The 22,782-nt window shown below is 47.6% G+C and carries 12 protein-coding genes; 2 read left to right on the top strand and 10 right to left on the bottom strand.

Annotated features, from left to right (window positions below):
- Window positions 1–33 precede the first annotated feature (33 nt).
- Window positions 34–2,163, bottom strand: a complete 2,130-nt coding sequence (locus tag ACTQ3K_RS03535; protein WP_441566061.1) for a glycosyltransferase family 2 protein — start codon at window positions 2,161–2,163, stop codon at window positions 34–36.
- Window positions 2,164–2,398: 235 nt separating this feature from the next.
- On the opposite strand from ACTQ3K_RS03535, the gene ACTQ3K_RS03530 reads away from it, so the two are divergent.
- Both ACTQ3K_RS03530 and ACTQ3K_RS03525 read left to right on the top strand, forming a co-directional pair.
- Entirely contained in the window at window positions 2,399–3,748 is a 1,350-nt protein-coding gene (locus ACTQ3K_RS03530; protein ID WP_441566062.1) for a glycosyltransferase, read from the top strand.
- A gap of 19 nt (window positions 3,749–3,767) precedes the next feature.
- Entirely contained in the window at window positions 3,768–4,808 is a 1,041-nt protein-coding gene (locus ACTQ3K_RS03525) for an acyltransferase family protein (RefSeq protein ID WP_441566063.1), read from the top strand.
- Between the two features lie 99 nt (window positions 4,809–4,907).
- Here ACTQ3K_RS03525 and ACTQ3K_RS03520 read toward each other — a convergent pair whose 3' ends face one another.
- From ACTQ3K_RS03520 to ACTQ3K_RS03480, 9 genes are all read right to left on the bottom strand, one after another.
- Entirely contained in the window at window positions 4,908–6,239 is a 1,332-nt protein-coding gene (locus ACTQ3K_RS03520; protein WP_441566064.1) for an N-acetylmuramoyl-L-alanine amidase family protein, read from the bottom strand.
- Window positions 6,240–6,468: 229 nt separating this feature from the next.
- A complete protein-coding gene (locus ACTQ3K_RS03515; protein WP_441566065.1) occupies window positions 6,469–8,310 on the bottom strand; it encodes a hypothetical protein in 1,842 nt (613 codons plus the stop codon).
- A 49-nt stretch (window positions 8,311–8,359) separates the two neighbouring features.
- The gene (locus ACTQ3K_RS03510; RefSeq protein WP_441566066.1) at window positions 8,360–9,904 is read right to left on the bottom strand and encodes a glucosyltransferase domain-containing protein; all 1,545 of its coding nucleotides are present in this window, start codon (window positions 9,902–9,904) and stop codon (window positions 8,360–8,362) included.
- Window positions 9,905–9,995: 91 nt separating this feature from the next.
- Window positions 9,996–12,767, bottom strand: a complete 2,772-nt coding sequence (locus tag ACTQ3K_RS03505; protein ID WP_441566067.1) for a L,D-transpeptidase family protein — start codon at window positions 12,765–12,767, stop codon at window positions 9,996–9,998.
- Window positions 12,768–12,787: 20 nt separating this feature from the next.
- The gene (locus ACTQ3K_RS03500; protein WP_441566068.1) at window positions 12,788–17,434 is read right to left on the bottom strand and encodes a GH25 family lysozyme; all 4,647 of its coding nucleotides are present in this window, start codon (window positions 17,432–17,434) and stop codon (window positions 12,788–12,790) included.
- Window positions 17,435–17,461: 27 nt separating this feature from the next.
- On the bottom strand, window positions 17,462–19,657 hold the full coding sequence (locus tag ACTQ3K_RS03495; protein ID WP_441566069.1) for a rhamnan synthesis F family protein: 2,196 nt from the start codon (window positions 19,655–19,657) through the stop codon (window positions 17,462–17,464).
- Window positions 19,658–19,681: 24 nt separating this feature from the next.
- Window positions 19,682–20,515 carry an NAD-dependent epimerase/dehydratase family protein gene (locus tag ACTQ3K_RS03490; protein WP_441566070.1) on the bottom strand — a complete coding sequence of 278 codons (834 nt, stop codon included), beginning with the start codon at window positions 20,513–20,515 and terminating at the stop codon, window positions 19,682–19,684.
- A gap of 49 nt (window positions 20,516–20,564) precedes the next feature.
- Window positions 20,565–21,299: an ABC transporter ATP-binding protein gene (locus tag ACTQ3K_RS03485; RefSeq protein ID WP_441566087.1), complete on the bottom strand. Its 735-nt coding sequence runs from the start codon at window positions 21,297–21,299 to the stop codon at window positions 20,565–20,567.
- Between the two features lie 19 nt (window positions 21,300–21,318).
- On the bottom strand, window positions 21,319–22,761 hold the full coding sequence (locus tag ACTQ3K_RS03480) for an ABC transporter permease (protein ID WP_441566071.1): 1,443 nt from the start codon (window positions 22,759–22,761) through the stop codon (window positions 21,319–21,321).
- Window positions 22,762–22,782: the final 21 nt, after the last annotated feature.

Genomic DNA, 22,782 nt, shown 5'->3' with positions numbered 1-22,782 from the left:
AAAATAATAGAAATGCAAGGCATTCCGTTTCTCTTAGCTCTCCTTTTCCAGATCCTTTAAGGAAAAATCCGAATGGAGCAGGGTCAGGTTGGGATTATAGAACGGATCTCCCGCCTCCAGCACCTTCGCCCACCGCCTCCGAAACCGGCTCACCTCTCCGTCAAATCTTAAAATTTTCTCCGGCGTATCCTCGACGCCTCTGGATTTGGACTCATAATGATGAAGCTGGGCAAACGGATCATAAACCACCAGCTTTCCAAGCTCCCGTACCTTTAAACAATAATCCACATCATTGAAGGCCACCGCAAGCTTCTCATCAAAGCCTCCGGCTGCCTCAAACACCGATTTCTTTGTCATCATGCAGGCCGCCGTCACAGCACTGTAATCCTGGGCACACATGGAACGGAGGAAATAGGTCTTTTCCCCCTTATGATACCCCACAAAGGCATGTCCCGCGATCCCGCCGTAGCCCACGATCACTCCGGCATGCTGGATCGTATCATCGCCATAGAATAACTGCGCGCCGACGATACCCACATCAGCTCTCTGGCAGTAACTTAACAGCTCTTCGATGCAGTCCTCATTGATCAGCTCCGTATCATTATTCAGAAACAGCAGGTACTCGCCCCTGGCCGACGGCACCGCAAAGTTATTGACCGCCGAGAAATTGAATCCCCTGCCTTTCCAGTAAAGAACATGGAGCGCTTCATACTGCTGTTCCAGTTCTTTGTAGCACTCGAAGGTCTCCGGTTCGGTGCTGTTATTTTCCACCACCAAAACCTCCATATTTTTATAGGAAGCTTTTTCAAACAGCGACCGGACGCACACACGCAGATCATCGGTATGATCCTTGTTGGGAATGATCACCGACACAAGAGGCTCTCCCTTTACGGGATACTTGAGCCGGTATGTGCCCAATACTTCATTCTGAAGTACCTCCACCTCTCCGATCCCCACACGCTCACAGTGGGCTTTGATGGCTTTTGCTCCTGCCTCAAAGGCATAGAGCTTCTTTGCCGGATCCTCCGCCGTGGAGCCTTCATTGACCCGCCAGTGGTACAGCACCTGGGGAATATGGCAGATCCCTGTCGCCTGCTCGGTACAGCGGAACATGAAATCATAATCCTGAGAGCCGTCAAATTCTTTTCGGAACATCCCTACCCGGTCCACCAGGCTCTTTTTGATCACCGACAGATGGGAAATATAGTTGACGCTCCGCAGCAGATCCGGGTTAAAATCCGGCTTGAAATGGGGATCAAAATAAAATTCTTTTCCCCGACGCTCACAGACCTTATCTTCATCGGAATAAAGCACCTCTGCGCTCCGTCCCGCCTCTGTCTCCTTGTTAATTCGCTCCGCGCAGGCAAACAACGCCTGTGCAGCCAGCGTATCATCGTGATCCAGAAGCACCAGATACTCGCCCTCCGCCATGGAAAGGGCCTCGTTGGTATTTCCGGCAATTCCGAAATTCTCCGAAAGCGCCTTGTAACGCACCCGCGGATCCTTCTTCTGATATTCCGATACGACCTGCTCCACCTGCTTCTGCGCCTCTGCATCGCCGCTTCCGTCCGCAAGGCACAGCTCCCAGTTTCCATATGTCTGTGCCTGTACAGACTTGATCATCTCCCGCAGATATTTTTCCGGTGTCCGGTAAAGGGGCACGATGACACTGAACTTCGGCATAACCGGAAAGGTTTTCTTCCGCTGTGCTTCCAGCTCTGTTTCTGATGGAATCACCTTCAGCCGCCATTCCTGATACGCCCGCCCGGAGCCTTCCAGCTTTCTCTTTACCCGCTTCCAGACGGTTTTCCAGCCATACTGCTTCCAGACAGAAATCACCTTCTGTGCCAGGTTCTTCTGATCTGCCCCCGGCTTCAGACGCTCCCGGATCTCTTTCCCGTCCGCCCGCAGCACCAGGTAATACGTCTCGCCCTCTTCATAGGGAAACGAAATACAGAAGCCAAGCTGGAGCTTGCTCTTTCCCTGGAACAGGTCCTTGTTGGCATCGTACCGCTCGGAATCCGTTCTGGTAAACGTTACCGCCTCACCCTTTTTATTCCGGATCTCAAGCTCCACCGGCACCTCCGGGCCGGAGCCCGCCGCCCAGCCCAGGACTGTGAATGTGGAATTTTGAAGTTTCATACTGTCGATATAATAATTCATGGGGAACCCTCATTTTCTCCGCTTTCATTTCATTCTATCCTGTTATTCTAGCACCAGAAGAAAGATTAGTAAACCGCAGAAACACTTTATTGCCTGCTGAATTTCTTCATGGTATAATGAACAGATAGCAGAAAATCACTTCTGCCGGTTTTGTTTTTATAAAAAACAGTTCAAAGCCGTATCTCATTTAGGGAATTACCTCTTTGAGCAGACAAGCATCCTAAGGAGATCTGACATGGAAAACACCCCTTTAGTTTCTGTACTTTTGACAACTTATAACCGCGAAAAATATCTTTCTTATTGTATTGAAAGCGTGCTGAATCAGACATATAAAAATCTGGAATTTATCATCATCGACGATGGCTCCACCGATTCCTCCATGGATCTGATCAGGCGTTATCATGATCCACGCATCAAAGCCTTTCATCTGAATGAAAATCATCATATCAGTTATGCGACTAACGTCGGTCTGAAAAAGGTTTCCGGCGACTATCTGGCATATATCGACAGTGATGATGTCTGGGAACTGACCAAGCTGGAAAAACAGCTCCGGCTTCTTCAATCTACACCTTCTGCTAAAGCATGTTTTACCTGGGTGAACATCATCGATGAAAACGGAACTGTCTGCAATCAGGACTACCCTAATCTGATCAAAATGTATCAGAGTCATACAGACAACCGTGAAAAATGGCTCCGCCACTTTTTCTTTGAGGGAAACCGGCTTCCGAAACCAGCGGCCCTCGTTGACATGGAGGCAGCCCGTACCGTCGGAGATCATACACTTGCACTGGTTCAGGCCCATGATTTCGACTGGTGGGTTCGTTTTACCTGCCAGTATTCCTTCCTGATCCTGGAAGAACCGTTACTTAACATCAGAAGATTTCAAGATCCAGCAGATAATGCTTCCGGCATCAGTCCGAAACAGGATACCCGTTTTTTGAACGAATACATGATGATCCGTTCAAAATTTCTGGACCGGCTGTCTCCGGAGGATTTTATCCATACCTTTCATGAGCTCTTCCGCAATCCGGCCGCTTCCACCCCGGAAGAACTGGAATGTGAAAAAGCATTTTTGCTTTTGAAATGCTGCTATAAAAATCCGGAAGACAATTATCCCATTCTGGGATTATACAGACTGGCTGAACTGCTTCAGAATCCGGATACCTGCAAGGTCCTGGAATCTGTATACCAGTTTACTCCGAAAACTTATTATGAACTGGATTTTCAGCCTTTATATTATTCTTATGACCTTTTTCATCTTTCCGAGTATCAAAAAAATCTCCTGAAGCTGAAAGATGAGAGTATCTCCTCCCAGCAAGCCTATATCAAAAATCTGGAAGAAGCTTCCCACGCCCAGCAGGCCTATATCAAAAATCTGGAGCAGGACCTCCATTCCCGCCAGCCCCATATCGACGTTCTTGCCGCTCAGATCCAGGATCTGAACGAGCGACTGGCTTCTTCTGATGCGCAGACCGCTTCACTGCGTACCGAACTCCAGGCTTCTAAACAGGAGGTGGAGTCCCTGAAAAACTCCACCTCCTGGAAGCTCACAAAACCGCTTCGGGCTCTGAAGCATAAAAAATAACTTTTTACGGAGAACAAACATGAAACGAGAACGCATCTTTTATCTGGATTTTGTCCGCGCCCTTGCGGTCTTTTTGATTTTTTTGACTCATTTTAATGCCCGCTATCTTTATTTCTACATGACGCCGGAGATGCCGCAGAACGCGATCCTGACCCTGAATCCGTTTAACATTTATATCGGCAATCTGGGAGTCGCCCTGTTTTTCATTATCTCCGGAGCCGCACTGTTCCATGTCTACAAAGAACGATGTGAAGTGAAAACGTTCTATCGGAAGCGTTTTCTCTCTCTGTATCCCATGTTCTGGATTGCTTACATCATCGCATTTTTGTTCATGTTTTTCGTATCCAGACAGATGCTGCGGCCGGAAACACCGAAGGTGAATTTTCTGCTTACTATTTTCGGTATGGACGGATATCTTACCGGTGTTGTTCCGACCTTCTATCTCCTCGGAGAATGGTTCCTGGGCTTCATCGTGATCCTTTACCTGGTCTTCCCCCTGATCCGGAAAGGATATCTTTCCCATCCGGTCGGTCTGTGCATCGTGGTCCTGATCCTGTATCTTCCGCTTGCCTGCCATGAATGGCTTCCCCAGTTTCCTTCCTCGAAGATCCTGTTCGTGCGGCTTCCGGAATTTCTGTTCGGAATGGTCTTCCTTGATAAGATCAAACGGGTAAAACCCTGGATGCTTGCTTCTGCAGTCATCATCCTGATCCTGAATACGGTATTAAAGCCGAATCTTCCGGAGAGTCTCCAGACTACTTATGTCGGAATTTCCTTTTTCCTGGTTCTGGTCTTTATCTCCAAGTATCTGAACCGCCAGCCGATCCGCGTGATCTGCGGCAGTGTCAGCAAGTATTCCTATGCGGTTTTTTTAACCCATCATTTTATCATCGACCAGATCTGCTCCCGCTTTCCTATGGAAAGCCTGACGCGGTCCGCCAGATATACGCTGTTCCTTCTGTGTCTGGCTGTAACCTCTCTTGCTTCCTGGCTGCTGTATCATCTTCACGCCAGCGTTATGAACTATTTGAAGCGCATGTTTGCAAAACCGACAGAATAAGAACAGCCAAAACTACTGTTCATTTCTTGGAAGAATCGACAAGCCGGCCGCAGGATTTCAAATTCCTGCGGCCGGCCTTAAGTTATAAATCAAAATTTCTTATCTCAAAATCACAGCATCTGAATAATAAACTCTTCCATCCAATTCAGCTGCGCCATACTGGGCATTCGGATTATGATAAGTCTCCTCAACAGCAATCACGATTGCATACGGCTTAAATACAAGGACAATCACGCCCGAATTTCCATATCCGTCATCATCGTATTCTGCATAAGCAATACCATCTTCATCCATCTCTGCTTCAATTTCCCATCCTTCAAGCTCTGTTTTGACAACAACCCTTCCGGTATGTCCGTAAAGCCCCGGTACGTCCCACACATACAACGTATCCATATTCGTTCCGGATTCATCAAGCAGATAATACCACTCATGTTCCTCATAGGAACTGTAACGGGTATAATTGATCAGGACGCCATTTTCATCAAATAAATATCCTACCCCATTGATCACTGTCTCTCCGGTTGCTCCCACATAAGTTTCCGGATCATAATACATAATCCATTCACCAAGCATACACCAGCCGCTCATGAGCGTTCCATCCGGCTGGAACCAGTATTTCTTTCCATTGATGACTTCGGTTCTGGACTTTAAGATCTCCACGCCGTTTTCATCAAACAGATATGCTTTTCCATCTACATGAGTGATTCCGGTAGCCGCCTGGTAAGTTTCCGGATCAAAATACATCTGCCAGTCTGCGAGTTTCAACCAGCCGGACTGGGCAATTCCCTCTCCATTCACATAATACTTCGCTCCAAAAATATTCGGAGTGGCATTTTTCATCAGCACGCCATTCTCATCAAACACATACGGCATTCCATCGATCCAGGTCAATCCGGCAGCACCCACATACGTTTCTGGATCGTAATACATGGTCCAGTCTCCAAGAATACACCAGCCGCTCATTAAACTTCCGTCTGGCTGGAACCAGTATTTCTTTCCGTTAATGACCTCGGTTCTGGACATCAAGATCTCCACACCGTTTTCATCAAACAGATACGCTTTTCCGTCCACATGGGTAATTCCGGTGGCCGCTTCATACGTGTCTTTGTCAAAATACATCTGCCAATTGGCAAGGCGGAGCCAGCCATACTGGGCAATTCCCTCTCCGTTTACATAATACTTCTTTCCGTTGATCACCGGTGTTGCATTCCGGATCAGTTCTCCGTCCTCCCCGTAAACATACGGCACACCGTCCTCGATCACCAGGCCGACCTTTTTTTCTTCAGCCGGTATGATCGGAGTCTCGTTTTCGTCTGCTCCATACACGACTGCCGGTACCGCAACCGCCGGGTCACCTTCCGCATGAACCGCCAGGCTTCCTGCCGACAGGACTGCTACGCAGAGTGCTGCATACAACAAGTTCTTCTTCATAGTACATCGCCCCTTTTATATAGTATAGTAATTTCTACTATAAAGCAGTCCGTCTAAGCTGTCAACGATTTTTCAGAATTTTTTCTTCTTTCTTCTGTTTTTCTATTTTCTTCAGTTTATTTTGTTCCTCCGCCTGTATTTTTCATTTTTTGAGGATTTCCCTTTCCCACTACTGAACGTTTTTGTTTCACAGGACGTACTTACCTGTAAATAAAAAAGAATCCTGTGATCAAGATTCTTTTTTATGATTCAATCCTTCCGGTGTGTTTCCCAGACTTCCCGGATCCAGTCTGATATTTTCACTCTCCTCCGGGATATAATCCAGAATCTGTCCCGCCAGATTTCCACAGTTCCCTCCGTAAAACGTAAATTTTCCGATCACGGAATCCTGTACTTTCAGTAATAATTCACTGCTCCGTCCTATCCCTGTATTGATCCTAGCGGCATCCTCCAGCCAGAACACATCGACCGAACAATTCTGGAGGACTACCTTCGCATTTCGGCTGCCTGGCAACGTTGAATTATGGATATAAAGTCCCTTTCTTGACTGGCTGCTGAATCGGCAGTTGTAGAATTCCAGTGTCGAATTCATTCTTCCCATTCCGATCCCACAGCCTGCATTCTCAACAGCCTGAAAACTACAATTCCGGAAAACCGTCTTACTTCCTTCTTTTATAAACGCCACCGGTCCTGCTTCATAATGATACGCATACGCATTTTTTCCAGATGTGGAAAACGTAAGATTTTCCCAGATATTACAGCCATAACCATTTACAGCGCCCGTCGGATACTCATCTGAACTGGTGATCTCAACGTTCCCTGCACCAACAAAACAAAGTCCTGACGTTTCTCCCAGGGTAATGCCCTCCTCATAAACTCCCTCCCAGATCAGGATCACGGAACAAAGATCATTTTCCGGACTGGAAATGATCTGAGGATGACGTTTTTCCACTTCTCCCACTGCATCTGAAATTGTCTGGTATTCTGCGCCGCGCTTTCCGACTGTGATAATATCACTGATCTGCTCCCACGATCCGTCTTTTTCCGAGTAATAGTAATACAATCGCAGAACTCCGTTTTCATCAAACAGAAAACGGCTCTCTCCAAATTTCACCAGACCGGAGGCCGCCTCATAAGTTTCCGGGTCGTAATACATGACCCAGTCTCCAAGACGGCACCAACCTGACATCAGACTTCCATCCGGCTGGAACCAGTATTTCTTTCCGTTGATCACTTCGGTCCTGGATTTCAGGATCTCCACACCATTTTCATCAAACAGATACGCTTTTCCGTTGATCGCGGTAATTCCAACCGATGCCTCATAGGTTTCCGGATCAAAATACATCTGCCAGTCTGCCAGCCGGAGCCACCCGGATCTGAGGTGCCCTTCCTGATTCACATAATACTTCTTTCCGTTGATCAGCGGTGTTGCATTTTTCAGGAGAACTCCGTTTTCATCAAAGGCATAACGGTTCCCTTCAATCGAAACGATTCCGCATGCGCCTTCATACGTTTCCGGATCAAAATACATCTGCCAGTCTCCAAGACGGCACCAGCCGCTCAGCAGACTTCCATCCGGCTGAAACCAGTATTTCTTTCCGTTAATGACTTCCGTCCTGGATTTCAGGATTTCCACGCCATTTTCATCAAACAGATAGGTTTTTCCGTTGATCTCAGTAATTCCGACAGACGCCTCATAGGTTTCCGGATCGAAGTACATCTGCCAGCCGGCCAGTCGGAGCCAGCCGGACTGAGCGATTCCCTCACCGTTTACATAATATTTTTTTCCATCAATGACTGGTGTTGCATTCCGGATCAGTTCTCCATCTTCCCCGTAAACATACCATACATCTCCGGTTATGACAATTCCATGGCAGGTTTCCTCTTGCTGAGCAGACAGCATGGCTTCCTGCACAATTACTTTTTCATTTTCCTGCTTTTCTTCTTCTTCTGTTTCCTGTGCGGTTTTTTCCCTGAAACTTATTTCCGGTACCGTTTCTGCATATGCCTTCAGATTTCCTGCCCCCAGAAGGCATAGACAGCATACTGTACACAATACTGTTTTTCTCATGCGATTGCCTCTTATCTCCATACTCTGAACTTTCCTCACTCCCCTGTTCTTATATATCCGACAGCTTTACAATGATCACCTGATCTGTTTTCTTTATACTTCCTGATGCCGGCCATCCCGGCATACTCTCTGCTTCCCGTTCCGCTGCTTCCATCTGATCCTGATTCGGATAAATGTAATCGATTCCCAGCGTTTCCAGATAATGCTGCATTACCCAGGTGCCGTGCGCTGTACTGAACGATACTTCAAAGAAAGAATAGCCTGTCATTTCCAGTTCTGATGTAGGAAAGCAGGACTTATTTCCATAAGATTGCCGGCTTCCTATAAATACGACCGGAAGTGTCGATGTATCGGCGTCAAGTTCTTCAATCCGGTTGGTGATCTTTGTTGCAAGCATATAATCTTCCTGTCTTTTTTCATACTCCGTATAGAACAGACGGGACGTCTGCTGTGCCTGATGCATACACTGTACAAAGATTCCAAAAATCAGTACCCCATACAAAGCCCGTTTTTTCTTTCCAAAATACTCCAGTACCAGGCAGGCTAAAAATGCAGTTACGAACGGAATATTCAATTCGGTCCGATATGTTGTTGCTCCACCGAGAACGATCACCATAAGAAACGGGCAGATAAATAAGAACAAAACAGCCAGAACATACAGCCAGTAATGATCCCTTTTTCTCATGAAAACTGTACGGATCACAAATAATACCATCAGGATCGGAAGCGCTTTTGTATAAAAAAGGCCCTCCCCTGTAAGAACTTTTTTCACATGTTTGATAATATCCAGCACACATGCTGAAAATCCCTGTTCTTTCCAGGCAATCTGACCGGTGATATAAGGCGTTGTTTCAATCTTTAATGCAAACATCAAGCCCTTATTTGCTAAGGTATATAACAGATATGCGCACAAAAACAATGCGATCACCTGTCCGATATAAATAAAATGCTCTTTCAAAGGAATTTTATCCTCTCTGCCTTCATACCAGAGAATATAGGACATTACAGCGACTGCAACATACAAAACAACCATCGCCTGATAAACTGCAAAAGACAGCATCAGGCACACTGCTGCCAGAACCAGCTTATACCACTGTTTCTTGTCAAGCCCGTCCAGATATAAAATCTGCGACACGACCAATATCGCCATGGCTACGGTAACCTCGTATGACTGAAGAAGAAACGCAGCCTGCTCTGCCGAGATCATGGACGTAAAAAACAGTGCTCCAAAGATCCAAAGCACGATTTTTTCCATGCTGCCGCTGATCAGGAAGAACAGATATCCGCAGAGAATACTCACGATCATCATACTGACTACCATCATGAACGAAGCAATGTAAATATTTATACTGTATGTTCCTAAAAGTTTCTTTAAAACAATCTCACCAAATCTTCCCATTTGCAGCCACGAATCATATAAGTTCTCCGGAACTGCCATAATGGCTTCTGTATCATGTGAGATAGACAGATTAAATACCTTGATCCCGTATGCCAGAAGCAGAAAAAAGCCCAGGAAAAGGATCTGATTTCTGTTTTTCCGGCAATACTCTTTCCATGTCTTTCTTCCTGCTTCAGCCTTCATATACCTATCCATACCGATTTCTTCCTTTTATTTCTTTACATAAACATAAAATGGGTGGTTTGATTTTTAGCCACCCATTTTACAGCCTTCAACTACTCAGTTTTTATAAGAACGGATCTGTCGGATCATAGTTCTGATTTCCGGGGATCGGTACAAGTACCGGCCGGTAGAACGGTCCCGGTGTACTGCTGTTATATACCTCCACCTGTGTTCCGATCGGGCATCTGGTATAGATCCAGTAAGCCTCCCCACAGAGGAGACGGATACAGCCCGCCGAACGGGTAACACCAAGTCCGTTGTATCCTTCTGTCAGAAGACTGTGATTATTTCCGCGCTGACTGTAGGTGATCGAATGGAACAGGAAGCCCTGTCCCGCCGTCAGTCTCGTTGCAAACTGCGCATACGTTCCGTTAAACATTCCCTGCCATCTGTATTTTGCAGGTGTATAGAACGTTCCAAGAGGCGTATCATCACCGGTAGAACACAGCATGGATTTTACCGGGATCACATAGCCGTTGGCGCCGTCTGACGCATAGATCGTAACGCAGTTGGCCTGCTTGTTGACCTTGATCTTATAATTTTTCTGAACCCCGATCAGACTGTCCACGTTCTGACAAAGTGTTCCGTTAGAATAGAAATAGAATTTCAATCCACCGACATAATGCCAGCCGGTAACTGCCTGTCCTTTGTTCAGATAATAACGCTCTCCGGATGTGCTGTTCGTATCGTACCAGCCGGTCATCGTTCCCCGGTTATATACCGGAACATCTGCGCCCGCCCATGTACCACTGTATTTTCCATTGGTATCATACGCATAAATACAGGTCTCATACTGTCCGATCTGATATCCATGTTCTTTCGGATAGATCCAGCAGCTTACCTGGTTTCCGTTCACGGTTCCGTACTTCCATACAATATCATCCTGGCCATTTGCCGACGTCCAGCTGGGAAATACAACACTTGCAATTCTATTGGGGCTTGCTACGGTGCAGGTTACCAGATAGCCATCTCCATTAACATACTGAACCCGGACATCAGAGATTGCCGGAGCGCCGTTCCATTCCCGAACTGCGGCAGTCGCCGCATCGGAGTTTGCGCCGTTATGCCATACACCGTCATAATATGCCGCATATACCTTATAATCGTACTGATGGGATGCATTTCCGGAAAGATCCAGGAACTCACTGGCGCTTGTCATTGCGATCCACTGATAATCATTTGTTCCATGCTCTGCACGCATGATTCCATAGCAACTTACTCCATGCAGCGCTCTCCAGCCTACATGGATCCCATAATACCAGTTCTTGTCCGGACTGGCTGTTACATCCTGTACTTTTCCGACTTCCGGCTGTCCGGAAACAGCTTCCGAAAAACCGCCGTACCCCCAGACTCCGTTGCTATAGCTCAAGGACTGGATCTTATACTGATACGATCTGTAACCGTTTAAACCGGTATCAATATATTCCGTCTGATTTGCTGTTCCAACCGGCTGCCAGTTCCCATTATCGTCCAGTCTCCATATCATATAGCCGATTGCATCAGTAACCGCATCCCAGCTAAGTCTGAGTACTGTGAGAGATTCTCCTTCTGCTACTACATTCACGGGTGCTTCCAGAATTCCCCCCTTAACCGGAGCAGAATCCTCACCGTTATACCATACACCGTTAATGCAGACAGCTGCGTAAACCTTATAATAATAAGACTTTCCTGATGTCAAGCCGGCATCTGTAAAGTGGTTGGACTGGGATGCTCCGATCCAGGTATAATCTCCGTCCGGGCTGTCTGAACGGAGGATTCCATAAATGCCGGCAGTTCCAGCCGGAGTCCAGCTGATCTTCACAGCCTGGTTACCGCTTCCTGCCGATGCGGAAAGATTTACTGGTGCCGCCGGAATCATCTGTTTTTCTGCCGCATCACTCATCGGTCCGTTTTCCCATTTACCATCTGCATATCGCATACTCTGTACCTTGTATACGGCAGTTTCGCCCATCTTGACCGAATCATCAAACAGATCACAGGCGCTGGTTACATTCAACCACTTCCAGGAACCATCCGCTTCAAGACGATAGATCACATAGGCTGTGGCATTTTTATCTCCATCCCACAGGATGGTCAGTCCCTTATCGTTCGTATTAGAAATCCGGACATTCTGAGGCGCATTCATCTTATAAGGATTCTCCACATACACCTCAACTGGTTCCGACTTTTCCCCATTTTCCCAGCCGTTTCCCATGTCTGCGGCAGCATAGATCTTATAATAATAGGTTTTCTCTGTTTCGCTCACAGAATCTGTATATTCATTTCCGGAAACAGCCGTGATCCACTGATAGCTCCCGTCCTTGTCTTCTGATCTCAGAATTCCGAAAACATCGGCAGCTCCTTCGGAACTCCAGGCGAGCTTTACCGAAGTTCCACTGACGGATGCCGTAACATTACTGATAACAGCCACAGACAGTTCTCCGGAGACCGGATCGCTGTAGCCTCCGCCAAGCCACTGATTATGTTCCGCATCATAATAAGCGCTCTGGATCTGATAGAAGTATGTTTTCCCCCATTCTGCCTGATCCTCATAGAACGGGTCATTCGTCGATCCGATCTGTGTCCAGTTTTTCTTTTCACCCTGATCTTCTGACCGGAACAGAATATAGGTAGATGCTCCCTTTACACTGTCCCATGTCAGCATCAGTTTTTTCCCATTTTCTGACTGTACCGAAATATTTTCCGGTTTCCCCAGGACTTCTTCATTCGCCTGGGTCTGGATTCCATACGGATCTTCCGCCGCATTTTCCGCTAACACGCCTATGCTCTGCACACAGACGCTGGCTGTAAGTACTGCTGCAAGCATTCCATACTTCCATCGTCTTTTTTTGCTCATTTTTCTACTCCTTTATATTTTTATGATCCATCATAACAGATATTGATATCAACATTTCCACGAATCCCGGAAACTGTCCCCCGGTCTGTATACTGCCACATTTTATGTACCCGGCCATACGTTGACTGTCCTAGGTTCGGATAAACAGGTACCTGCGACGGCCACTGTGCAACCCAGATAGGATACGCAGATTCCAGACGGCCAAGTTCCCAGCTGTTCACCAGGTGATACTTGCTTCCATACATAAGCGGTTCATAACCGGCCTCCCGGATCATGTCCATAAATGATACAGCATGATCGGTTCGCTGTGTTGCTGTCAGGCCTGCCTGATACATACGGCTTGACGAATCGCCATAGCCTTCACAGTCGTAAGCCACCGGATACGTGATGTTGTATCTGCTGATATAATTCAGTACCCACTGCGCTTCCTCCTGGGCTTCCTGCACATTCACTGCCGTTGAGAAAAAATAAACGCCCACATCCAGCCCTGCGTCCAGCGCCCCTCTCAGATTCTCCGCCGCGCGGACATCTTCGATCAGCGCACCGTCTGCATTTCTCCGGTATCCGATCCGGATCATGGCAAAGCTGACTTCCGTCTGTGCCACCGCATTCCAGTCGATGGCGCCGTTATGATACGATACGTCAATGCCGATCGACTGTGCGGTTCTGGGGATCTGGACCAGAAGCGGATCACTGCTTTCTCCATTATACCACATTCCATTGGAATTGATCGTACCATATATCTTATAATAATAAGTTTTTTCTGCGTGAGCCGTAATGTCTTCGTACATGGATCCATTCACAACGCCCAGCCACTGATAATCACCATTTTCCTGTTCCGAGCGGAGGATCCCGTACAATGCATTGGGATCCGAGGAATTCCAGGAAAGCTGTACGATTCCGTTAATCGTATTGATCGATGCAGAAACCTGTGTCACCTTTTGGATCTGTGTTGTTCCGCCAACATAGCTTCCGGTCCCGCCTAAAGCCCATCGTCCATCCACATAGACCATAGACTGGATCAGATACCGATATTCCGTTCCATAGATCAGTCCCTGATCGACATATTCTGTTCCAAATACCGTCCCACGTTGTATGAGGGAACCATTGGCAGCCTGATAGACCACATAAGCTGATGCTCCCGGAACCGCATTCCAGGTAAGTTTCAGCGCTGAGGAAGATTCTGCATATACCTGTACTCCATCCGGCCCCGGGCATACGCTTCCGCGTACAGCCTCCGAATGCGCGCCATTCTCCCATGTTCCACCGGTCATCCGTGCCGCATACACCTTATAATAATAAGTTTTCTGTGTATCAAGTCCGGCATCCGTATAGTCAGCCACTCCTGTCATACCAATCCACTGATACGTTCCATTTTCAGACTCGGCCCGCAGTACTCCATATACCTCTGCGCCGGCAACTGCATTCCATGTGAGTTTGACGGAATAATTTTCTCCTCCCGGTCTTGCCGCCAGCTTTTCCGGGATTCCCATCTCTACCATTCCTTTTGCGTAACCACTGAACCCGCCGATACCTCTTTTTCCGTCAACCATGCAGACAGACTGGATCACAAAATACCGGACATCGTCTGGCTTCAGGTTCTCGTACACATACTGGTTTTCCTGCACTTCTCCGACTTTTTCCAATGTCCCGTTTTCCTGCCGTGCCATGTATACTTCGTAATAGTCTGCCCCTGCAACTGCACTCCAGGATACTGCCAGGGCATCTCCCCTTCTGCTTGTCACCTGAACATTCTTCGGCGCTGCCAGGACACTTCCGGAGACAGCTGCTCCGGTTGTACCATTGTACCAGGTTCCGCCGTAAACTGCCGTCGCATATACTTTATAATAATACGTCTTTCCCGGCTGAAGATTTTCATCGGTAAAGCTGGTTCCGTTCACGGCTCCCAGCCATTCGTACGGTCCGCCTACCTTGTCTGACCGGAGCACGCCGTACATAGCGGCATGATCCATGGCATTCCAAGTGAGCTTGACGGCGCGGATGCCTTCTCCGTAACTGCTCTTAAGCCCGGATACGCTTCCAAATGTACGGACACCGATCACCGCGGCAGAAACATCTCCATTGCTCCAGACTCCATTCTGGCTGCGTGCCGCATATACTTTATAATAATAATCTTTTCCCGGACTTCCGCTTTCATCAGAATAGCTGGTTCCATAGGACGCTCCCAGCCATTCATACGTTCCATTTACCTTGTCTGCCCGGAGCACAGCATATACCCCGGCCCCACCAACTGCGGTCCAGTTCAGCTCCACACCGGCCGTATTCATCTGTACCTTCACCTGGGGAGCCTTCATAAAATAAGCTCCTGCTGCTGCCGATTCCTTTCCTCTTGTCCACGCGTTTCCATCATATTCAAGAGCAAATACTTTATAATAATAAGTCTTTCTGGTATTCAGATTCCGGTCTGTATAGGAATTCTCTCCGGTATTACTGATCCAGGTATATGTTCCGTTCTCCTTCTCAGAACGGAGGATTCCATATCCGTATGCCCCGGAAACTGCTGTCCAGCCCAGCGTTGCTGTCCCGGCCTTACTGTCCGCACTGACTGCCAGATCTCTGACCGTACCTACTGCTGTTTTCCCGGGTACGGCATCTGTACAATCGCTGTTGACCCATTCCGTCCCGGAGCCTGCCGCCGCATAGACTTTATAATAGTAAAACTTTCCTTCTGCACAGTTTGTATCAATATAGGAAGTCTGATTGGTTGCCACCAGCCACTGATAGGTACCGTCCCGTGACTCCGAACGGAGGATTCCATACATATCCGCACCGGATGCCGCATCCCAGGTCAGCTTCAGCGAAGTATCCGTCTCTGCCTCCACTTTCAGATTTTTCGGTGTCGCAACGGTGGAAAGCCTCAGGCTGTCTGATATATCTCCTTCGATCCACGTTCCGTTTTTATAGGCAAGCCCGTACACTTTATAATAATACGTCGTTCCTGCTTTAATATCGGAATCATCATAATAGAGCCTGTCGCTCCCTACAATGTCCATCAGCGTATAAGTGCCATACCGGCTTGTGGAACGAAGGACTCCATAAGCGTAAGCCTCCGGCACCGGATTCCACTGGAACCGCACGGTGCTGTTTCCCGTCTGCTTTACCGAAATCACAGGCGGAGCCTTTAACAGACTGCAATTATCGCAGCTGTCATCAATAGGCACAGCACAGTCATGGGTGTATGTCACCGAATACTGAGTTTTCAGGCGGTACAGCGTATATCCACCGTTCCAGTATTTTGTCTGCAGATATGCCAGTGTATACCTTCCTCCGGTTCCGTAACGGATCACCTGCGTCTGTGGCGGTGTCTGCTCCGCAATATCAATGTAGACAATGGTTCCATTGGCATTATATCCGATGTCAGATACAATCGCCGTATGGTTTCCCGGATAAACAAACGCATCTCCGATCTGAATGTTATAGATACTGGAAGAATCGATCTTATCTCCGTAAGTCGGAAGACTGCTGGTCGTCCGTCGTCCGGTCAGGTTCCATGCCCAGGAAACAAAGGCGCTGCAGTCTGATGAATAATACGGAGCCCGCGTAGTTGCATAATCAGAATAGTCCGTATACATCTTGCTCTGAATATCATTGACTGCCTTAATAAAGCCTGACAAAGACGTAGACCACGGAACAAACACGCCGTCAATGGGCTGTCCGTAAGGAAGTCCAGTGTAGGTCGTCCCTTTATGGAACACATAATCCGCATCCCAGCCGATGATGTCCTCCAGCGGTGTCCACTGGATCTCCGTCATCTGGCGGATCCGCTTTACCATATTTTTTTGCCGTTTTGACGCAGTCTCATACCCGGAGGTCACTTTCTGCGGTGCTGATGCCCTGGTTCGGGTCTGCGCATAAGTGCTGACTACGTCCGCATTGTCCGCCTCATACGTGCATCGTGCTTCTTCCGCAGTCTGCACGGCAATTCCGGACGTTTCCTCTGCTTCATAAATACGAATCTGTGCTTCGGGATCTTTTCCGTTTGCCAGATCCGATAAGGTGATCTGATAGGTGAAACCGTCCTGTGTCAGGATCAGCCGGTCTTTGTTTATGTAATAGCTGCTTACGTGCTCTTTCAGCAGCCGTCCATTATAATAAAGCGCTGCATCCGGCAGACGGCTTTCTTTTGTATAGAAATATCCGTCCTGAACCGGTATGAACGAGGTGATCTCCCCATCCGCATACCGTTCTTCCGTCTGGCTTTCCAGATCGTAGGCCGTAACTGCACCGTCTGTCAGAAAATACAGCTCCTGTTCCGATGACCGGTAAAGCTGGCTGATCTCTGTCTCAGACCGGTACAGATCCCGCTCTGCTCCGGAATCGAGATTTCTTTCCCGGATCACATAACTGCCGTCCTCTTCTGTAATGTAACTGAGAAGGGAGCCGTTCAGGTTCAGTCCTGCTGCCTCATCTTCGGTGATCTGAACAGCTTCTCCGTTCTGAGTGCAGAACACCCCCCCTGCTTCCGTATCTGCATAATATACCGTTCCCGCTTCCGCAGATACGATGGTTCCTCCGTTGACTGCGATCTCCGGCAGATTTCCCAGTGTTAAGGGAGCTTCTGCTCTCGCCTTCATACTGCCTCCCATCAGGAGCCCCAGAAACAATACCCCAAAGCCAACTGCTGTGATTCCTCTCTTTTTCCTCATGCCAGACCGTGTTTCACCTCCGTATGCTTAATCCTTTTTCTTTTCGTCTTCCTGAAAGTCAACCTTTGCGTAAACTGAGATACCGACTGGTCTCTGTTTTGAAGGAACCTCCCGGATAATGATCCAGGGATCTTCTCCACGAAACAGAATTCCGCCAGGAACTCCCTCTCCATTGGTAAAATATTTCTGAGCCTGGATCCGCTTCCTTTTCTCCGGGCCGTAAATATAAAACAGTTCCAGATCTTTCAGAATAAATCCACCATTCTCATTGGGATCCAGACGCACATTTATCGGAACGCCCTGCGTTTCCGGCCAGTAAAACTCTGCCCGGAGATTTTCCCGATCCCAGTTGGGAACTTCGATGGTATCCTTCTCGTTAAAGTCCTTTCCGTAGTCCAGATACAGCTTCGGTGCCAGGACTTTCTTTTCCATCTCTAACTTTCTCCGAAGATTGTTATAGGCATCGTTATAATATGCGCCGTTGAGACCGGCTTCTTTTAAGGTAATATTATAGCCGCGGAGCATATAAGTCAGATTTGTGATCTCCTGTGCTGCCACATTGTCACTGAACACCCAGGCCGGATAATAACCAGCTTCCTGAACTGCATAAGGATAAAACCGTTCAATGGTATGGGACAGGGTGCCATCATTGGCAGACGGCTCTTTGGGAAAATCCTCATACTTCCAGTTCACATCAAACAGCGGCTTTAACGCCTTGCTGCGGAACCAGAAAATCGTTCCAATCGGAGCAATAGGCTCTTTCTCTTTTTTAATGGAAACACCAAAGCCCAGTTTTTCCGCCAGTTCTTTCACATGGTCAAAATTCGTGGTCCACTCGTCTCCCAATAGTGAATAGTACCCGCCATGGTTAGGCGGTGCAGGGGAAAGCATACCAAGTCTCGGATTTTCCTCAAAAGTACGGATCACATTGTTTACAAGATCCCGGTTTTTCAGGACACTCTCGAAACATTTATAGGACCATCCCGCTCCCTGGGTCATGGGGCGAAGCTGTGTAACTTTCTTATCGTGGGCGAAACAGATGTACTCATACTTCGGAACTACCTCTCTTGCTCCGATAAGAAGCGCACTCACGTCACGTCCCCGGTTTTTGATCAGGATCACTTCCACCTTGTTGGGGAACGATGCAAACGCCTTTTCCACCAGTTTCTTTTTCTCTTCGCTGCCAACGGTGATATAAATATCTGCTTCCGGCGGCATGGACGCCGCATACTTTAGGCAGTCTGCGAGACAATCCTCATAATAAAAATGATAGATCAGCGCTGCGCCCTTTTTCTTTACTACCTCGCCCATATCTTCGGACTGAACAGAGGACAGCACATAATTCAGGTTTGCACACTGCTTGATATCTGCCTGATTATCGCAGCGGAGCACATTCTCCCAGATCATATCGGTATCATAGTCGGTTTCCGTTTTTAAGAATTCGATCAGCTTCGCTGTCGGCTCTCCGAATGTAGAGCAGATATAATCGTTCTGATTGTCGTGCATAAAGCTGCGGCGCTTGAAGAACGGACAGTGGGTCCGCTTTAACAGCTCTGTCGGCATCTTTAACAGCGGATATTCGCTGTACTGCTCCAGGCCGTCCCAGTGTGCATAAGCCTCCCACTTATAGCCCAGCTCTGCAAAATGATGGGTAAAATACGTCTCATGGTAAGCCACCGATTCCTTGTAATTGGTAATCGGCGGAAGAGTCTCCCAGTATTCCCGGTAATCCTTGCTCTTCAGAAGCGACTGGCGCGCCACAATAAAATGGGACTGTAAATGATCCCGGATATAACCGCACTCGATGATTCCATAAGGATCGAATCCGACTTTGTAGAAAATGTTTGTTCCCCAGAAATCCAGATCACGGCTGCCCATGCTGTCAAACATTTCCATAAGCGGATAGACCGGTCCCATGATCGTGTGGTTCATAAGAACAAGTTCATCGTAATTTCCCAGGTTTTCCCAGCCGATGTGCTCCAGCGCATATTTATATGCTGCTACATCAAGTCCCTTGTTCTCTCTTTCCCAGACTTTGTCTGCTACCTTTGCCACCTTTTCTCTGCTGTCATCGGTAAGAGTTCCGTTTACAACAAAAAACAGGTCCTTACAGCACTGCTTCAAATGCTCCAGCATATAGATCACATAGCGGTCAACAACACCCTGTCTGTCATAAAAGAAATAAACGATTCCTCTGTTGGTACTTCCCTTTTTCAGCTTCATGCAGTTCTTATCCTTTCCCTGAACTTATCCCATGATTTTTTTAATCTTTTCCGCATTTCCCCATACACCGGGAGAATCATACGGTCTGTCCGGAAATGCACCGTACTGCGGACGGATCTTATACTGATGGGTCTCGATATATTCCTCAACTTTATCAGCCAGAGATACCGGAACACCGCTGCAGCAGTTGATCACACCATTTACCTCATCCTGATTTACAACATGTGCAATCTGATCTGCCAGCTCGTCCACCTGGATGAAATCATACTTGTTTTTCCCACTGGTAAACGGGAACGTCTCTTTTCCTTCCGCTTCCATCTGGGCGATCTTTGTAAAGATAGAATGGCTCTTGATGTCATCACCTAAAATATAATATGCACGGATCCAGTAGCATACCGCGTCATATTCCTTCGCAAGCTGAAGGGTTAACTGGCGGAGCGTATTTTTTGCTACGCCATATAAAGAACCGGGATTCGCCGGAGTGTTTTCATCGATGGCGCCCTCCCAGTAACCGATCTCGTGCATGGTTCCCATTACCGCAATATGCTTTAAACCGCCTGCAAGAAGATTTTTGATAAACGTATAATGGGCCGGCAGATCCAGTACATGCGAATCCGCATTGTGCACAAACCCGTTTCTCCATGCCATATGTATTACGACATCGGGAGAGCCAAGCTGTTCATAAATATTTTCATCACCGGAAAAAATCGGAACTGAGATCTTCTCTGCCCGATCATCAATGCTGTCCAGCACCAGGTCATCTGCGATCACCCGGTTTCCCATATCGAGAAGCGCCTTTACCACATGGCGTCCGATATAGCCGTTTGCACCTGTTACCAATACCGTTCTTTTCTCCATTTTTCCACCTCTTCGTTCATTCATTGAGATTGACTGAGTCTCCTGCTTTTTATCGTCCGTCAGGCCCGGAAATATCGTATGCGTCACATACCTCATTCACCGGCCCAAACATTTTTACATGTCCGCCCTCCAGCCATACCACCCGGTCACACATTTCCCGGATCTGCCAGAGGTTATGAGATACAAAGAGTACCGTAGTTCCTCCGCTCATCAGCTCCATCATGCGCTTGCGGCTTTTTTGCTGGAAGTTTTCATCTCCCACTGCCAGGATCTCATCAACAATCAGGATCTCCGGCTCCACCACCGTTGCGATGGAAAAAGCCAGACGCATGAGCATACCGGAAGAATAATTCCGGATCGGGCTGTAAATGAAATCTCCCAGCTCCGAAAACTCCAGGATCTCGTCATACTTGCTCTCCAGAAACTCTTTGGAATATCCGAGGATTGCCCCGTTCAGGAAAATATTTTCCTTTCCGCTGAGATCCATATCGAAACCAGATCCAAGCTCCAGCATGGGAACGATATTTCCATACCGTTCCACATTCCCCGTGGTGGGCTTCATGATCCCGGAAATGATCTTTAAGATCGTACTTTTTCCGGCTCCGTTCCGGCCGATGATCCCGACGACCTCGCCCTTGTTTACTTCAAAGTTAATGTCACGCAGCGCCCAGAATTCCTTAAACTTCAGTTTCCGCTTCAGAAACGCCGTCACAAACTCTTTAATACTGGATATTTTATCGTTTGCCATGAGAAACCGCATGGAAACGTCGTTTACTTTTATCATCACCATTGTTCACACCTCGTTAAATATGCAGGATAAACTGATCCTGTGCTTTTCGGAATACAGCTCCGCCGATGAGAAGCGCCAGAAGCGCAAACAGCACGCAGGATACATACATAGCAGGTGCCGGTGAAACTCCATCAATTATGATCGTCCGGAAGAACGTGATATAATAATAGAGTGGGTTGATCTTCTGGAAAGAATACAGGAAAGTTCCTTCCAGAATCGAAATATCATAAATAATTGGTGTCGCATACATCCAGAGCATGGTAAATACTCCCCAGAGGAACTGCATATCCCGGAAAAATACCATCGCCGTTGACAGAAAAAACGATACCCCGACGACAAATACCAGGAAACAGATTATACCAAAGGGAATCATCAGATATGCCCAGTGGATTCCCCTGCCGGTCAGCCAGGCCACCAAAAACAGCGGGATCAGCGAAAACAGCAGGTTGATCGAGGTTGACAGCACCTTGGATATTGGATAAATATATTTCGGTACATACACCTTCGTGATCAGCGACGCATTTCCGGTAATTGCATTCATAGCCTGGGTTGTTGCTTCACTAAAGAAATTAAACATTACCACACCGGTAAGCAAATAAACCGGATAGGCCGGGATCTGAAACCGGAAGATTCTGGAAAATACCATATACTGAACCGACATAGTCAGCAGCGGATTTAAAAAGCTCCAGAACACACCGAGGACAGACCTCTTATATTTTGTTTTAAAATCTCTTGACACAAGCTGCTGAATCAGAAACTCATACCGTTCCAGCATAAGCTCCGCTTTCACAAAGAATGTGATCCGGCCTTTTTTCTCCTGCATAAGATTCCAGCCGCAGAACACTGCGAGGATCGCGAAGCCCGCCGCCAGGATCACATAATACCAGGCTGTGTTATCGGAATCCGTAAACTGGCCAATCCGGATACAAAGCACCTGGCCCGGTCTTACTTCTCCGTTTACAAGAAGCTCCTGCGTATCGTCCTGTGTCGCCTCGGTCGTCATGGTAACAGCGCTGCTGTCCTCGCTTCCCTCAAACACAAAACGGATCCCCAGCTTTCCCTGTAATTTACTGGTATCAATCTTGTTCTGAAACTCAAAATTCTGCCAGGCGCCGTTTCCCAGCTCCTTTGCCGTGATCTCCTTTGTACCCAGAACCTCGTCATTTCCCGTGTCGACTGCCTCCATACGGACTGTTCCTTTATTTTCCCGTCCGTATGTCAGGAAATATGCTTCCACCCGGCTCACATATCGCAGTTCCTGATCCAGGACCTGCATGACGCTCATTCCGTCCGTCAGTTCGCCGAGATCCTTTTCCGTTGTTTCTCCGACGGCAGTCGTTTCCTCCGGCGTATACCGGATATAGTCCTGTGCAAGCACCACAAATAAAACAGCAAGCAGCACGTACAGTCCGAGAATGGCTCCGCAGGTTTTCTTTAAACTATGCTTTTTACTCATTGATCTACCTTTACCACCTTA

This window comes from Candidatus Paralachnospira sp. LCP21S3_A2, assembly GCF_052118925.1.
Taxonomy (GTDB): domain Bacteria; phylum Bacillota; class Clostridia; order Lachnospirales; family Lachnospiraceae; genus Lientehia.
This window is presented reverse-complemented; position numbering and strand designations above follow the sequence as displayed.

Excerpts from the sequence above, each read along its gene's own strand:
- ACTQ3K_RS03495 (WP_441566069.1), bottom strand. The coding sequence starts at position 19,657 with ATGAAGCTGAAAAAGGGAAGTACCAACAGAGGAATCGTTTATTTCTTT.
- ACTQ3K_RS03515 (WP_441566065.1), bottom strand. The coding sequence starts at position 8,310 with ATGAGAAAAACAGTATTGTGTACAGTATGCTGTCTATGCCTTCTGGGG.
- ACTQ3K_RS03510 (WP_441566066.1), bottom strand. The coding sequence starts at position 9,904 with ATGGATAGGTATATGAAGGCTGAAGCAGGAAGAAAGACATGGAAAGAG.
- ACTQ3K_RS03490 (WP_441566070.1), bottom strand. The coding sequence starts at position 20,515 with ATGGAGAAAAGAACGGTATTGGTAACAGGTGCAAACGGCTATATCGGA.
- ACTQ3K_RS03525 (WP_441566063.1), top strand. The coding sequence starts at position 3,768 with ATGAAACGAGAACGCATCTTTTATCTGGATTTTGTCCGCGCCCTTGCG.
- ACTQ3K_RS03505 (WP_441566067.1), bottom strand. The coding sequence starts at position 12,767 with ATGAGCAAAAAAAGACGATGGAAGTATGGAATGCTTGCAGCAGTACTT.
- ACTQ3K_RS03530 (WP_441566062.1), top strand. The coding sequence starts at position 2,399 with ATGGAAAACACCCCTTTAGTTTCTGTACTTTTGACAACTTATAACCGC.
- ACTQ3K_RS03535 (WP_441566061.1), bottom strand. The coding sequence starts at position 2,163 with ATGAATTATTATATCGACAGTATGAAACTTCAAAATTCCACATTCACA.
- ACTQ3K_RS03485 (WP_441566087.1), bottom strand. The coding sequence starts at position 21,299 with ATGATAAAAGTAAACGACGTTTCCATGCGGTTTCTCATGGCAAACGAT.
- ACTQ3K_RS03500 (WP_441566068.1), bottom strand. The coding sequence starts at position 17,434 with ATGAGGAAAAAGAGAGGAATCACAGCAGTTGGCTTTGGGGTATTGTTT.
- ACTQ3K_RS03520 (WP_441566064.1), bottom strand. The coding sequence starts at position 6,239 with ATGAAGAAGAACTTGTTGTATGCAGCACTCTGCGTAGCAGTCCTGTCG.
- ACTQ3K_RS03480 (WP_441566071.1), bottom strand. The coding sequence starts at position 22,761 with ATGAGTAAAAAGCATAGTTTAAAGAAAACCTGCGGAGCCATTCTCGGA.